This window comes from Sphingosinicella soli (assembly GCF_014199685.1).
Taxonomy (GTDB): Bacteria; Pseudomonadota; Alphaproteobacteria; order Sphingomonadales; family Sphingomonadaceae; genus Sphingosinicella; species Sphingosinicella soli.
In genome coordinates, this window is the sequence record NZ_JACHNZ010000005.1 from 67,630 (window position 1) to 81,667 (window position 14,038).

The 14,038-nt window shown below is 62.7% G+C and carries 13 protein-coding genes and 5 pseudogenes; 12 read left to right on the forward strand and 6 right to left on the reverse strand.

Annotated elements, in window-relative coordinates:
- Positions 1-82: 82 nt before the first annotated feature.
- Positions 83-937: an HTD2 family dehydratase gene (locus GGQ98_RS03430; RefSeq protein ID WP_184065148.1), complete on the forward strand. Its 855-nt coding sequence runs from the start codon at positions 83-85 to the stop codon at positions 935-937.
- Positions 938-1,136: 199 nt separating this feature from the next.
- Positions 1,137-1,652, forward strand: a pseudogene (locus tag GGQ98_RS03435) (transposase); the annotation flags it as partial.
- Between the two features lie 51 nt (positions 1,653-1,703).
- Here the strand turns inward: GGQ98_RS03435 and GGQ98_RS03440 are convergent.
- A pseudogene (locus GGQ98_RS03440) lies at positions 1,704-1,928 on the reverse strand (transposase); the annotation flags it as partial.
- A gap of 229 nt (positions 1,929-2,157) precedes the next feature.
- Between GGQ98_RS03440 and GGQ98_RS03445 the strand changes: the two are divergent.
- Complete coding sequence (locus GGQ98_RS03445; protein ID WP_184065154.1) at positions 2,158-2,526, forward strand: IS66 family transposase; 369 nt, start codon at positions 2,158-2,160, stop codon at positions 2,524-2,526.
- A gap of 94 nt (positions 2,527-2,620) precedes the next feature.
- Here the strand turns inward: GGQ98_RS03445 and GGQ98_RS03450 are convergent, their stop codons facing one another.
- Genes GGQ98_RS03450 through GGQ98_RS03460 form a run of 3 tightly spaced genes read right to left on the reverse strand, consistent with a single transcriptional unit; the run spans position 2,621 to position 6,827 of the window.
- Positions 2,621-4,111, reverse strand: a complete 1,491-nt coding sequence (locus tag GGQ98_RS03450) for an efflux transporter outer membrane subunit (protein ID WP_184065157.1) — start codon at positions 4,109-4,111, stop codon at positions 2,621-2,623.
- Between the two features lie 7 nt (positions 4,112-4,118).
- Positions 4,119-5,675: an MDR family MFS transporter gene (locus GGQ98_RS03455; RefSeq protein ID WP_184065160.1), complete on the reverse strand. Its 1,557-nt coding sequence runs from the start codon at positions 5,673-5,675 to the stop codon at positions 4,119-4,121.
- 3 nt (positions 5,676-5,678) lie between these two features.
- A complete protein-coding gene (locus tag GGQ98_RS03460; RefSeq protein ID WP_184065163.1) occupies positions 5,679-6,827 on the reverse strand; it encodes an HlyD family secretion protein in 1,149 nt (382 codons plus the stop codon).
- Positions 6,828-6,973: 146 nt separating this feature from the next.
- On the opposite strand from GGQ98_RS03460, the gene GGQ98_RS03465 reads away from it, so the two are divergent.
- Entirely contained in the window at positions 6,974-7,396 is a 423-nt protein-coding gene (locus GGQ98_RS03465) for a MarR family winged helix-turn-helix transcriptional regulator (RefSeq protein ID WP_424141339.1), read from the forward strand.
- Between the two features lie 20 nt (positions 7,397-7,416).
- Positions 7,417-7,719, forward strand: coding sequence for a hypothetical protein (locus GGQ98_RS03470; RefSeq protein WP_184065169.1), 303 nt, complete (start codon positions 7,417-7,419; stop codon positions 7,717-7,719).
- 305 nt (positions 7,720-8,024) lie between these two features.
- Here GGQ98_RS03470 and GGQ98_RS03475 read toward each other — a convergent pair whose 3' ends face one another.
- The gene (locus GGQ98_RS03475; RefSeq protein WP_243451670.1) at positions 8,025-8,462 is read right to left on the reverse strand and encodes a MarR family winged helix-turn-helix transcriptional regulator; all 438 of its coding nucleotides are present in this window, start codon (positions 8,460-8,462) and stop codon (positions 8,025-8,027) included.
- Between the two features lie 111 nt (positions 8,463-8,573).
- Here GGQ98_RS03475 and GGQ98_RS03480 point away from each other — a divergent pair, with 111 nt between their 5' ends.
- The 3 genes and pseudogenes from GGQ98_RS03480 to GGQ98_RS03490 all read left to right on the forward strand — a co-directional run.
- Complete coding sequence (locus GGQ98_RS03480; protein WP_184065172.1) at positions 8,574-9,461, forward strand: alpha/beta fold hydrolase; 888 nt, start codon at positions 8,574-8,576, stop codon at positions 9,459-9,461.
- Entirely contained in the window at positions 9,458-9,871 is a 414-nt protein-coding gene (locus GGQ98_RS03485; protein ID WP_184065175.1) for a hotdog fold thioesterase, read from the forward strand. Before GGQ98_RS03480 ends, GGQ98_RS03485 begins: the two co-directional genes overlap by 4 nt.
- A gap of 103 nt (positions 9,872-9,974) precedes the next feature.
- Positions 9,975-10,163: pseudogene (locus tag GGQ98_RS03490) on the forward strand (DUF3363 domain-containing protein); the annotation flags it as partial.
- Positions 10,164-10,243: 80 nt separating this feature from the next.
- Here GGQ98_RS03490 and GGQ98_RS03495 read toward each other — a convergent pair.
- Positions 10,244-11,491 carry a Fic family protein gene (locus GGQ98_RS03495; protein ID WP_243451671.1) on the reverse strand — a complete coding sequence of 416 codons (1,248 nt, stop codon included), beginning with the start codon at positions 11,489-11,491 and terminating at the stop codon, positions 10,244-10,246.
- 164 nt (positions 11,492-11,655) lie between these two features.
- On the opposite strand from GGQ98_RS03495, the gene GGQ98_RS03500 reads away from it, so the two are divergent.
- The 4 genes and pseudogenes from GGQ98_RS03500 to istB all read left to right on the forward strand — a co-directional run bounded on the left by GGQ98_RS03500 (position 11,656) and on the right by istB (position 13,724).
- Complete coding sequence (locus GGQ98_RS03500; protein ID WP_184065178.1) at positions 11,656-11,961, forward strand: hypothetical protein; 306 nt, start codon at positions 11,656-11,658, stop codon at positions 11,959-11,961.
- A gap of 17 nt (positions 11,962-11,978) precedes the next feature.
- Positions 11,979-12,077, forward strand: a pseudogene (locus tag GGQ98_RS18760) (transposase); the annotation flags it as partial.
- An 81-nt stretch (positions 12,078-12,158) separates the two neighbouring features.
- Positions 12,159-12,922, forward strand: a pseudogene (locus GGQ98_RS18245) (IS3 family transposase); the annotation flags it as partial.
- Between the two features lies 1 nt (position 12,923).
- Positions 12,924-13,724: an IS21-like element helper ATPase IstB gene (istB, locus tag GGQ98_RS03510; protein WP_184065181.1), complete on the forward strand. Its 801-nt coding sequence runs from the start codon at positions 12,924-12,926 to the stop codon at positions 13,722-13,724.
- Positions 13,725-14,038 lie beyond the last annotated feature (314 nt).

The window sequence follows — 14,038 nt, forward strand, 5'->3', positions numbered from 1 at the left end:
CATGCCTTCCTGCCAACAGGGGGAAACCCCATAAATCCAGGAAATTTGCACTTCGAGATAGAATCCGCCGATTGGGCGAATGATGATCGATAACGCTTCACTCGAACGCCATATCGGACGCGAGGAGCAATCGGAGGACCGCGCAGATCCCGAGCGCCTGCGTCGTCTTTCGGCGCTTCTGGATCGCAGATGGTCTCCAGCGGATGGCATGCCGCCGCTCGGTCATTTTCTGCTGTTCCCGCCCAACGAGATACAGTCGCGCATTGGAGCGGACGGCCATCCGCTGCGCGATCCTGGTGGGATGCTTCCCGCGATATCGCTCCCGCGGCGGATGTGGGCGGGCAGCCGCATACAGTTCGAGGGGATCGTTGAGCCTGGCGCTCGGCTGGTGCGCCGATCGCGGCTCGTCTCCGCGGTGCCCAAAAGCGGCAGGTCGGGCCACATGGTCTTCTGCACCGTCGCGCACGAGATTCGTGCGACTTCGGGTGGGCCTGTCCTCATCTCGGAGCAGCAGGATATCGTCTATCGCGAAGCGCATCAGGGCCCTGGCCTTGCGCCGCGCCCCGTTATGCAGCCAGAATTTCGCGCTGAGCATTTCAGCGGTCGCACGGTCGGCCCGGTCGAACTTTTCCGCTACAGCGCGCTGACATTCAATGCGCATCGCATTCACTACGACCGCGAGTATGCGCGTGATGCAGAGGGATATGAGGGGCTTGTCGTCCACGGTCCCTTCCTGGCGACCTTGATGTTCGATCATCTTCTGCAGGCTGCGGGTGGCCGGCGCGTCCTTGAGTTCTCGTTCCGTGCAGTCTCGCCCAGCTTCGATGGTGAAGACCTGCGCTTCGGTGCCACCATTGAGGGGGATAAAGTTCGTCTCTTCGTTACCAACCCCGTCGGTTTGGCGATGACGGGGCAGGCCAGGCTGGCGGGTTCATAAGATTTGGAAGTTTCGGTTCAAGATTGCCGCGCCTTGGGTGATCATGCCTCAATCGCTGCAATGCGGTAATTGCCTCTCGTAGGCTCTTTGTTGCAGTGGAGGGCCGTCAAGATGGAGGTATGCAGCTGGACACCCTGATTTACCTCTGGCGGCGAGGCTGTGTTTATGATTCCATCGCGTGGTGGCGATGGAGGTGCATGTGTCTGTGCAGCGAGGCTTTTTCGATCTGGACGAGCGGTATGCGGCGCTGTCGGCGGCGGGTGATCCGCTGGAGAAGCTGAGCGCCCTGATCGACTTTGAGATTTTCCGCCCCGCGCTGGATGCAGCGCTGCAGCGTTCCGATGGCAGCAAGGGTGGCCGGCCGCCGATGGATGCCGTGATGATGTTCAAGACGCTGGTCCTGCAGACGCTCTACGGGCTTTCGGATGCGCAGACGGAGTTCCAGATCCTCGACCGGCGCAGTTTCGGACGTTTCCTCGGCCTCGACGATGGCGACAATACGCCCGACGAGACGACGATCTGGCGCTTCCGCGAGGCACTCGTGCGCGCCAATGCCATCGAGGCGTTGTTCGCCCGCTTCGATACCCATCTCAAGGATCAGGGCTACCTGGCCATGGGCGGCCAGATCGTCGACGCGAGTATCATTGCCGCCCCGCGCCAGCGCATGACCGACGAGGAGCGCGCTATCGTCAAGAACGGCGGCATTCCCGAGGACCGGGCTGCACGGGACTGTCAGGATTTCCGTGTGTGGGCGGGCGGTTAAACATTACGCCGCCATGGCTTTGATGAAGCGTTCGCCGAACAGGACGGCGAACTGGGCCTTGGCCATGGACCACTCACGCGGCGGCATCTTCCACTCTTTCTCGGATCGGTTCAAGATCAGATAGAGCAGCTTGGTCGCGGCATCGTCGTTAGGGAAGTGCCCCCTGGCCCTGACCGCCCGCCGGAGCTGGGCATTCAGCGCCTCGATGGCATTCGTAACCGGTACGAGGATCGGCGGTGCCGATGTTCCTGCTGCGCTCGTGAGGACCGCGGCATATGGTGCGACCATCCGGGACAGAGGCACCGGGAGCACGAAGGTGCGGGCAGGCCGATCTATAGCATGAGCTGCGAGCTCGGGTTAGTAGCTGGCCGCCTCTGCGACTCGCTCGGTTGCGCTGAGAGCGCGGATCCGTAGGTGTCGTGTCGCCCGCCGCTCCCGTCATCATGGCTGACAGGAGATGCTCATCCTCGCCAGCAGGCGCCGGCTCAGCGCCAAGAGCAACTTGACCAAGGCGCTCAACTACATCGTCAACCACTGGGAAGGGCTCACTCGCTTCCTCGACGATGGCCGCATCGAGCTCGATTCCAATGTGGTCGAGCGAGCCATCAAACCCCGGGTTCTCACGAGGAAAAACGCGCTCTTCAGCGGCAGCGCCGAGGGCGCCCGCACATGGGCCATACTGGGCTCGTTCATGCAGACCTGTCGCATGAACGAAGTCGACCCCAACGCCTGGCTCACCTGCGTCCTCGAGAGGCTGGCGGCTGGTCACAGCAACAAAGACCTCGAAACGCTCATGCCCTGGAACTTCTCCAAGATCACCGGGTAAACTCCCCCGCTATAAGACGCACGGCGCGCCGATTCCGCCACGTGACCTCCAACGAACGCTCACAGGAGAGGCTCCGTCACGGTTAGAATTGCGCCTATTCTTTTTGCGCCGGCGCGAGCGGAGCCAAGTTTTCGGCTTCGCTCCATCCCAGCCCAAGCGACTTCTGGACCGCGACATAGCTGGCAGTCAGCGCCGAAATCCCGCTACGCAGGTTCGCCTGCGCGATCAGCCGCTGGTGCTCGGCCTTGAGACTGTCGCCGAGCGAGATGACGCCTTGCTCGTAACGTTGCCGCGTCAGCGCGGCCGACTGCTCGGCCGAGCGGTTGATCTCGGCGAGCGCGGCCACGGTCCGCCTTTGTTGCGCAAAGCGCGAGAGCGAAGTCTCCGCGTCCTGTAGCGCTCCGAGCACCACCTGCCGATACTGCGCTTCGGCCTCATCGCGGCCCGCGCGGGTCTGCGCGATCGCCGCCGATGTTCGCCCGAAGTCGAGCAGACCCCATTGGAGCTGCGGAAGGGCGATCTTGGAGATATTGCCGAGGTCGACCAGATCATCGAGCGACGTCCCGCCGATCCCGAGGATTCCCATGAAGCTGATCTTCGGAAATCGAGCCGCCTCCGCTACCCCGATGCGCGCCGTTGCCGCGGCCAGGTTGCGCTCGGCTGCGCGAATGTCAGGCCGGCGACGGAGAAGCGAGGCGGGATCGCCGATAGCGACGCTCTCTGGCGGCAACGGGACATCGCGCACTGGGGTCAAGAGAGGATCGAGCGAGCCCGGCTCCTCGCCGGTGAGCGCGGCGAGCGCATTGAGGTAAACTTCGACGTCGGCTTCGGCGCTCGCGAGCTCGCGGGTCGTCGCCTGCAGGGCGCGGTTCGCTTGGCCGACGGTGAAAGCGGGCACTGTGCCTTGTTCAAAGCGCTCCAAGGCAAGGTCGAGCTGCCGTTGCTGCAGGTCGAGCGCACCGCGGAGCGCCTCGGCGCGCTGCTGCCTGTCGCGAAGGTTCGTGTAGGCCTGCGCAACCTCCGCAGTCAGCTGCACCTGCGCGTCCGCAGCGTTGAAAGCCGCCGCCGCCGCAAGCGCGTTGGCGGCTTCGATCCCGCGCACCTGTCCCCCCGCAAGATCGATTTCCCAGTTGGCGTTCAGCCCCAGGTTGAAAAACTGGAGGGAAGTGTCCTCGTCCTGTTCGGGTGATGTTGTCGGCGCCGCGGGGCCGCTTCCCTGGTTTGATTGCAGGTCGAGCCCCGGAAGATCGGCCAACACGGCCGTCCCTTGGGCACCGGCGGTCGGGGAGCGGTTAGCGCGCTCCTGGTGGACCGACGCGCGAGCCTGGCGGACTCGCGCCTGCGCCGCTTCGAGCGAGGGATTGGACGCGAGCGCCCGGCGTTCAAGCTCGTCCAGCACCGGGTCACGCAGCGTCTCCCACCAGGCGGCGACCGCCGGCTCGTCGGAACTCGCACCCGGCGCCTGACGGACGAACGCGGGCTGGGGCTCGGCGCGGCCGAGTTCCGGCGGCCCGGAATAGTCCGGGCCGACCACGCAGCCGCCAAGCAGCAGAGGGGCGAGGACGAAGTATCTGATCTTGGACATCGGCACCTCAGTGCATCGCCAGCGATAGCCCCTTGGGCAGCGGGCGCAGGAAAAGGACGAGCGGAAGCGTGGCGAGCGTCGCGAGCGTCATCGCCCAGAATATATCGTTGTAGGTCATGACGAAGGCCTGCTGCTGAATGGTCCCGGCGAGCGATTGAACCGCTGCCTCCGCGCTACCGAGCGCGTGCGACATTCCCGCGAGATAGTCTTGCAGCCGCGGGTCATTCGCCCAGAGCGTCTCCTCCATGCGCCGGCTGTGGAGCCACATGCGCTGGTCCTGGAAGGAAGCGAGGGCAGCCAAGGCGAATGAGCCGCCGAGGTTGCGCGCGGCATTGAAGATGCCGGACGCGTCACCGGCGTCCTCCTTGCTGACCGAAGCGATCGTCGCCTGGTTCAGGAAGAGCATGGTCAGGATCATTCCCACCCCGCGCAGCAGCTGTCCGCCCGTGAAGGCTTCGCCGGCCGACTCGGTTGTGAGGCTGGTGCTTACGAAGCAGCTGAAGGCCATGATCGCCAAGCCGGCGCCGACCGCGAGCCTGATGTCGACGTGCCGCATCATGAACGGCACGATCGGCATCATAAAGAATGCTGGCACGCCCATAAGGAAGATGACCTGTCCGGTCTGGAGGGCGTTGTAATCGGCGATCAGCGCAAGGAACTGCGGGATGACGAATGTCGAGCCGTACATCACCATGCCGAGCGCCAGCGCCATGACCACGACGCTGCCGAACTGGCGGTTGAGGATGAGCCCGAGTTTCAAGACCGGCTTTGCTGCCCGTACCTGCCCGATCCCCAACATCACGAAGCCGATCACCGTCATGATCGTCAGCTGGACGATGAGGGAGGATTCAAACCATTCCTCCCGATGTCCCTCCTCGAGCATGACCGTCAGCCCTCCCAGGCCGAGGATCATGCCGACGATCCCGAGCCAGTCGGCCTCGCGCAAGTAGATCCAGTTCGTGCGTTCGTGCGGCAGGCCCAGCAGCAGGAGCAGCAGCAGCACCGCGCACACCGGCACATTGATGAAGAAGGCATAGTGCCAGCTCAAATTTTCCGTCAGCCAGCCGCCGAGCAACGGTCCGAGAACCGGCCCGAGGATCACGGTCATGCCGAACAGCGCCATTCCGACCGGCTGCTGATGGGGTGGAAGGCGCTTGGCGACGATCGTCATCGCTGTCGGGATCAAAAGCCCTCCCACGAGGCCCTGACCTGTTCTGCCGACGATCATCGTGGTCAGATCCGTGGCGACCCCGCACAGGACCGAGAAGCCGGTAAAAGCGGTCACGGCGATAAGGAGCAGCGTCCTCAGTCCGAGAAGCCGCTCGAGCCACGCGCTCAAGGGGATCACGACGATCTCGGCGACGAGGAAGGAGGTGGCGATCCATGTCCCCTCGGTCACGGTTGCGCCGATCTCTCCCTGAATCGTAGGCAGCGCGGAGTTGACGATGGAGATGTCGAGCGTCGCAAGAAGGGCGCCGAGCGCGCCGGCGGCCACGGCGATCCACGCGGTTGCGTCAGCTCCCTGGGGACGAGCTCTACCTGCGGGAGCTGCGGCCGTCGCCACGCTTCAGCGCTCCTCGCTCGCGACCCGGCGGATTCGGTCCAGCTCTCCTTTGGCCGAGCGTGTGTCGACGGTCGCTTCGACCGACATCCCGGGAACCAGAAGGCGCCGCACCTCGGGAGGCGCCTCGATGGCGATCCGGACCGGCACGCGCTGGACGATCTTGGTGAAGTTGCCGGTCGCATTCTGCGGCGGCAGCACCGAGAACTGGGCGCCCGTGCCGGGAGCGAAGCTGGCGACCCGGCCTGTCAGCTCTATGCCGGGCAGCGCATCGACTTCGATCCTGACCGGCTGGCCAACCCGCATGAGCCCCAGCTGGGTCTCCTTGAAGTTGGCCTCGATGAACAGGCGGTCGACGGGCACCAGAGTCATCATTCGGGTGCCGGGCTGGACGAACTGCCCGACCCTGACGGCAAGATCGCCGACTCGGCCGTCGATCGCGGCCCTGAGCAGCGTCGATTCGACGTTCACGCGGGCGGCCGCGAGCTGGGCGCGGGCGGCCTCGGCCTGCGACTGGGCCTGTCGTACCTGGGCGCCGAGCGTGCCGACACGGCGCTGCGCGGCGAGCAGTCCTGCCTCGGCGGCATCGACCCGCTCGCGTGCCTGGCGTGCCTGGGTCTGAAGCTGGGCGAGCCGCTCGCGTGGCTCGGCTCCGGACGCGGCGAGCGGCTGGTAGCGCTCAACCTGCTGCGCGGCGAACACGGCTTCGGCGCGCGCCGAGCCCAGCTGCGCCTGTGCCTGCGCGATTGCGGCCTGCTGCTCGGCGATCTGGGAACGCGTGGTCTCAGTCGAGGCCGTGGCCGCTTCGATCTGGCTGGTAATCTGTTGGGTCTGTGCGCGATACTCGCGCGGGTCGAGCTCGGCCAGCGGCTGCCCCTGCCGAACCGCCTGATTCTCGGTGACCAGGACACGCTCGACGTATCCGGCGATCTTCGGGGCCACCACGACCGAATCCGCCGAGACATAGGCGTTATCGGTGCTCTGCATGTACTTCCCGCGCGTCTCACGGTCGAAGTACCAGAGGAGGCCGGCGGCAACGATCGCGATCGCGCCGACGAGCAGCGCAAGCCGAACGCGCGGAGACTTGAGCGGGGAGCTCCGCCGCTCTTCGACTCTTTCATCATCTGCTGCGGCGTCTGCCGATTGATCCGCCATGCCCTGGGTCCACCGAACTGCTCTCGAGACGGCGCCCTTGCCACACCCGAGAATTAGCGGCAATACCGTATTTTATGGAACCTCACAAAGAGCGGTTGCGGAAGATTGCCACCAGCTTCGGGTGGACGTGGTACAGGATGCGGCGATTGATCGACGCGCATCTCTCCGCCCACGGCGCCTCGATGGCCCGATTGAAGCTGCTCGCGTTCCTGGCGGAGCAACCGCGCCGCTCGATAGATATCGCCAGCTTCTTCGACCACGCGCCCCGCACTGTCACCCAAGCCATCGATTGGCTTGAACAGAATGGCCTCGTCCTGCGCGCGCCGGTGCCCGGCGACCGCCGCGCCAAGCTCGTGCAGATCACGGAGGCGGGCAGGGCAATGCTGGAGCGGGGCCTACCGCTCTATGACGGCATCGTGGCAAGCACTTTCGGCAGCCTGACGGAGGAAGAGCTAGCGGGGCTGGATGCCGCGATCCTGCACCTCGACGGGATCGTCGACCAGCTCGAGGATGAGGCGGGGTTCCGGAGGGGCTGCCTCGTTCCACCCAGGCCTGAGGATCATGGCTGATCCGGGCAGAAGCGGCAGGGTTGAAGGAACGCGAGCGGCTCGGGCATATTCTGGTGTTGTTCGCCCGCCACGGGCTGAAGGGACTGGCCGCCCGGCTCGGCCTCGGAGCCGCCCGGGACGAGCCGCTCGACAACCCTGGGCCCGAGGCAGTCGTCGCGCTGCTGCGTGACCTCGGGCCGGTCGCCGTCAAGTTCGGCCAGATCCTTGCCATGCGCAGCGATCTCCTCGAGCCGGAACGGGTCACGGCGTTCTCCAAGCTGCAGGACCGGGTTGGCCTGCCATATGGCGCTGATGCGGCATCCCGGATTCGGTTTGCCATCTGACAGTGACGTTCCCGCCGCCATTCTTCAGCCCCTTGCAGCCCAGATGTACGTCGACCCCCTGCGCGTTCGCCACCTATGGCCAGCGTTCCCAGATCTGAGCCACCTGCCGACCGACATCACGGAAACGCTTGAGAAGGTGCCTGCCTGCGGTCATCCGCACCGCTCGATCGCGAACTCAGGCGACAACTTGTTCCTTGTGGCGTTCATCGTGGCTCCTTCTCACAAATAGGAGCCTCCGCGAAAGCCGGGACGCTCCAGGGCGTCAAGGAGAGTGTTGGTGCCAAGCTGACTGCCAGCCGCAACCGCTAATTCCGTTCCAGATTAATCTGCATTGCGGCCAGCGTCGCACTCAAGCGATTCAGCTCTTTGCTTTCAATTCCTGCAAGCAGGCGCCCATAGACGGTGTCAGCCTCTGCCCGCAGTTTGGGCAATAGCTCAACCGCAGCAGGCATAAGGTGGAGGTGCCAAACGCGCCGGTCGTTCTTGGCGCTGCGCCGCTCGACCAGCGACAGTTCCTCGAGCCTGTTAATCGCCTGACCGATGCTGGCTCGCTCCAGCTCCAGCTCCCTTGCGAGTTCGGTCTGCGTCATACCCGGCGTTCGATAGAGATAGGCGAGCGTGCGCCACTGAGTACGGGTAAGTCCAAACTGTTCGACTGACGTGTCAAAAGTGCGCCGCAATCGCCGCGTTACCTCTTCCATCAGGAATACGAGCCGATCCGTGTCGGTCAGAAAATTCGTCAAGGCCTTGGTGGCATCCTAGTCCAGTCGCATTGCCATGTCTGGGATCATATCGGATCGGCAAGCAAAACAAAATCGTTTACTGTAAGGTGCCTTATAATATATCACCTTCATATGATCAGCAACACCACCCGCATTCAGGGATCTGGAGGGATAGCCCTCGCCGCCGAAATTACTGGCGAGCCTGAGGCAATGCCGGTCTTGCTCGCCCATGGGGGCGGGCAGACCCGGCGGGCGTGGAAGCGCGTCACCAGTGATCTGGCCAATGCCGGGTTCTGCGCAATCGCCTTTGACATGCGCGGCCATGGCGACAGCGACTGGTCGGATGTCGGAGCCTATGAAATGCGTGACTTTGCAGCCGATCTTGTGTCGGTCGCATCCAAAATGGATCGCAAGCCCGCGCTGGTCGGGGCATCGCTTGGTGGACTGGCAGGGCTACTTGCTGAAGGAACACTTGCCCAAGGCAGCTTCGCATCGCTCACATTGGTGGATATCGCGCCGCGTATGGAGCCGGACGGCGTGATGCGGGTCGTAGGCTTCATGGACCAACATGTCGATACCGGCTTTGCCTCACCGGATGAAGCGGCAGAGGTTATCGCACGCTATATGCCGCATCGCGGCAAGCGCGGTGGGAGTGCAGGCCTGCGGCGTTATCTCCGGCAAAAAGAGGATGGCCGTTTCTACTGGCACTGGGATCCTGCGTTCATCCGCAACATCATGGCGGCCAAACGCAGCAACCCTGAAAATCAGGAGCACCAGTTCGAACAGCTCAGCAAGGCGGCGGCCCGTCTGACACTGCCGTTGCATCTCATTCGCGGTGCAGCGAGCGATCTTGTCTCCGAAGAAGCCGTGGCACACTTGCGGCAGATCTCTCCACATGCCGAATATACCAACATCGCCGGCGCCACGCACATGGTCGTGGGTGATGCCAACGATGCTTTTTCGACAGCAATCCTCGATTTTCTGTGCCGCCATCATCGCCACAAGGAGCTGAGGCGATGAGCGAAAATGCATCGGTGATTGATCGTGCGCGTTTGCAGGAGATGCTGCACATCGCACCATTCCATCTATGGCTTGGGCTGGAAATCAAATCCTGCTCCGAAGACGGGCTTGAGCTCACCATGCCGTGGCGCGAGGAAATCGTGTCGAACCCGATGGTTGGCTCGGCGCATGGTGGCGTGCTTGCCGCGCTGATCGATCTCACGGGGCTTTACACTTTGCTTATGCTGGGCATTCAGGCCAAGGCCACGGCCGACCTCAGGGTCGATTATCATCGGCCCGCAACCACCGGTCCGCTTACCGCGCGCGGACAGGTCGTGAAAATCGGGCGCCAGATCTGCGTCGCCGAAACCCGCATTCTAGGCCCTGACGATAAACTTCTGGCGAGCGGCAGGGGTGCCTACATATGCTAGGCCGCTTTTCCTTGGCCGGATTGATGGCTGTTGCGCTGTTCCTCGCTACCTGTTCCGGCAACGAGGCCGATAACGAGGCTGCGCAAAAGGCGGAGCAAGTCCAGATGGCCGACTGACGCGCCGGATCGAACTCATGAGCGGCCGCTTCGCGCTCATCGAAACCGAGCGCGAATTCTCGCTTGTCCCGTGGCGGCGATCGCTCGAGCGTCAGATCGGCAAGGAGATCGGCGGCATTGTCCGCGACGACGGGTTCAGTTGGCGGCGGGGACGAACGCGCGGGCTGGAACGGTAAACTGTGCGCTGCGCAATGGCGGCGTCGCCCAGGTCAACCGAAGTTCTCACTGGAGGGTAGCGTTCCTCACAAGCGGCGGCTCAGTCCTTGTCGGGGAAAAGGCCGGGCATCCAGCGCGATGCGAGTGTGGCTGGAAAAGCAAGACGCAGCGGCGCGCGACTGCTTTCCGAAACCAGAACACCGAGATCGAGCAGTGTCGCAGCGACCCGCCGCGCCTGGCGATCGCCCGTACCGACAACCGATTCCAGTTCCCCGCGCGGAAGTTCGCCGCGATAGAGTATTGCGTCGATTATCGTACCGGCTTTCGCGGGCAGCTTGCCAAGTGCCGCTTCTTCTTCGATCCACCGATGGATACGCGTTCTGAACCGCGTAGGTTCGACGAGGCTCGTCATGAAATCGACCTGGTCAATGCAAGTCTTCAGAAAATATGCGGTGAACGCGGCAAGTTCTTCCTCGCTGAGTGCTCCCCGGCCATCGAGATCGTTGCGCCGCGGCAGATCACAGGCCGCCAGATGGCGCTTGTAATCCTGCGCCGTGCGCCCCAGACCTCGCGCGACCGACCAGACACCCCCGGTATCGAGCGTCTCAAGCAGCATCGCGTGCGACATCAGCCGGGCGGTGCGGCCGTTTCCGTCGAGAAACGGATGGATCCAGACGAAACGATGATGAGCAGCGGCCACGGCGATGATCGCATCGCTGCGCCCAAGGTTTGCGTAGCAATGTTCAAAATGTTCAAGAAAGCGCGGGACGGCGCCTGGGCTAACCGCGACGTGACGTCCGACCTGAACGTCTCGCGTTCTTGGTAGCCCCGGCTCGACACGCACCCGCTCACGACTCTCCGGCATCTCGACCCAGAGGAGGCTTTCGGGGAGATTTTCGCAGAATCGCGCATGAATCTCGGACAAGCCTGCAACGGTGTGCGCTCGGCCGCTCAGCCCCCCGGCATCTATCCATTCCTGGACGGCGATATGTGCACGCGCCTCGAGCTGAAGGTCGCGCTGTTCGGGATTGTCGCTGAAATCGTTGTTGAGGGCGCGTTCGATGTCGATCGGATGGATATCATGCCCCTCGATGAGGTTGCTGTAGTAACAGTTCATAGCGCGTACGAGATGCGCGAGTGCAGCCTGTATCTCGGAAGGCAGGCTGGCGCGAAAGGAAGCTGCCTTTGCAGCGAGGTCGACCGACAGGTCACGAAGCAGGCCGAGGCGAGGCGATCCTTCACCCACCCGCATCGGCTGCATTATATCAACTGGTTCACCGCGATCCTGCACGATCAATATCCGCTTCCAAGTCCACTCCTCATCTAGAGAGAAATAGCTTATTTTCAAGGAAATTTCATTAACGCGTACACATCTAGGTCCGCATTAATGTCCGGTTCCATGTCCGGCTTTCTAAATTTCAGCCTTGACAGCACCGAGGCCTTGACAAATGTCCTTAGGACATTTGTCAAGGCCTCGGTCTCATACATACTGCCGCCGATCTTCTCGTTCAAATGGCCCGCGACAGCGGTCAACCTGTAATCAGCGAATTCAGCCTTTATGCGTTCGCTCTCAAGCTTTTCCGCGATCGAGGCTATGCAGGCAGCCCTCTTCCGCCCCGCAATAACGCCCTTAGGGAACGCCGCGCACGCAAGCTTCTATTCCAAGCGACCTCGAACGAAGGCTTCACTTCATTCGAGCCGGCCACCAATCGCCTGCCCCGTGATCCCGACTTTTCATCCGTCCTATTTATACTCGCTCCAGCCGAAACAATCGAAGTCATGATGGACTTGCTTTGGAAAAGTGGAGAGTTCCCTTGAGGTGAAAGGCGAACTCGATGATGAAACACCGACGGTTTTCGAAGGAGTTTGAGGACGAAGCTGTACGGCTCGCGGCGACGAGCGGACGTACGCAGCGAGAGGTGGCCGAGGATCTGGTGACCTGCACCCGGAATTCTGGACCGTTTTGAGCTGGAAAATTCCAGTTACGATCGGAGGGCCAGGAGACGGAGTGAGCGATGAAGAGATCGAAGTTTTCGGAGGCGCAGATTGCCTTCGTGCTGAAGCAGGCTGATGGCGGGACATCGGTCGGCGAGGTGTGCCGCAGGGCTGGGATCAGCGAGGCCACGTTCTATAACTGGCGCAAGAAGTACGCCGGGCTGATGCCATCGGAGATGAAGCGCCTGCGGCAGCTTGAAGAAGAGAACGCCAAGCTCAAGCGGTTGGTCGCCGACCTGTCGCTGGACAAGGCGATGTTGCAGGATGTCGTCTCGCGAAAGCTCTGAGGCCTGATCGGCGGCGCCAGTTGGTCGATGATGTCTGCAGCACCTGGCAGGTCAGCATCCGCAGGGCCTGCAGCGTGCTTCGGGCGGAACGATCCAGCTACCACTATCGTGGCAAGGGCACCGGTCAGGCCGACCTCAAGCAACGGATCAAGGAGATCGCGGGGACTCGGGTTCGCTACGGCTATCGTCGTATCCATGTCCTGCTCCAACGCGAAGGCTGGGCGATCAACGGCAAACGGGTCTATCGGCTTTACAAAGAGATGGGCCTGCAACTGCGCAAAAAAGCGCCCAAGCGGCGAGTGAAGGCGAAGTTGAGGGAAGGCCGCTGTGCGGCCTCCCGCGTCAATGATGTATGGGCCATGGACTTTGTCCATGACCAGTTGGCGACGGGGCCAAAGCTGCGTGTCTTGACGGTCGTCGATACGTTCAGCCGGTACTCGCCAGCGGTCGTTCCCCGGTTCCGCTTCCGCGCGCCCGATGTGATCGACGTGCTGGAAGATGCCTCGTGCGATCGAGGTCGTCGATGACTGCGTCTCGCGCCTCGATCGCGGCGAGATCACAGCTCTGGAGGCCGTGGAACAGCTCTTGCTCGAGGAACTGACGTTCCGGGAAGAACGCCGCATCCGCACTGCCCTGCGGATGGGCCGGGTCAACACGGTGAAGACGCTGGCTGGATACGACTTCTCGTTCCAGCCTTCGCTCGACAAAGCCAGGATCATGGCGCTAGCTGAGCTCAACTTTGTTGCGCGAGCCGAGGTCGTACACCTCCTGGGTCCGCCGGGCACAGGCAAAAGCCACCTGGCCAGCGCGCTTGGGCTCGAGGCGGTCAAGGCGGGCAAGAGCGTGTCGTTCATCACGCTTGCCGACCTGATCGGCGCTCTGGCGAAAGCAGAACGCGAAGGCACCTTGCGCGAGCGGCTCCGGTTCTACTGCCGACCATCGCTCCTGATCGTCGATGAGATCGGTTACCTCCCGGTCATACCCGGCGGAGGCAACCTGTTCTTCCAGCTGGTCAATGCGCGCTACGAGAAGGGGGCGATGATCCTCACCTCGAACCGCGGCTTTGCGGAATGGGGTGACATCTTCGGCAGCCCCGTGGTCGCAACCGCGCTGCTCGACCGGTTGCTGCATCATGCCATCGTCATCCAGATCGACGGCTCGAGTTACCGCCTGCGTCGGCATGCCGATCTGCTGCCCGAGCACATCAGGTCCAACGCCCTGATTACGCCACCTGCGCCCGTCGAGCCCCGGCGCCGCGGACGCCCACCCAAAAATGGAGGCGCCGCACAAACCACCTGAAAACCGAAACCGCAAAGTGGGGAATTTTACTTTGCCACTTCCGGGGATTTTTACAGTGCCGTTGACAACCGCGACCTCGCGCTCGCCGCCTTGCGCAAAGCTCTTACGATGAGGCGTCCGCCAGAGGGACTGATCCATCACTCGGATCGCGGCAGCCAATATGGGACTGTGGACTACCAGGCCGAGCTGCGTCGCACAGTTCGAGCGGACCGTGTCTCGCTGAGCAAATGCCTCTCCACTTTCCCGGGGCAAGTCCAACATACACCTCCATCGCTTCAACACGATGGAATCATAATCTCGCCATCATCGCCAAG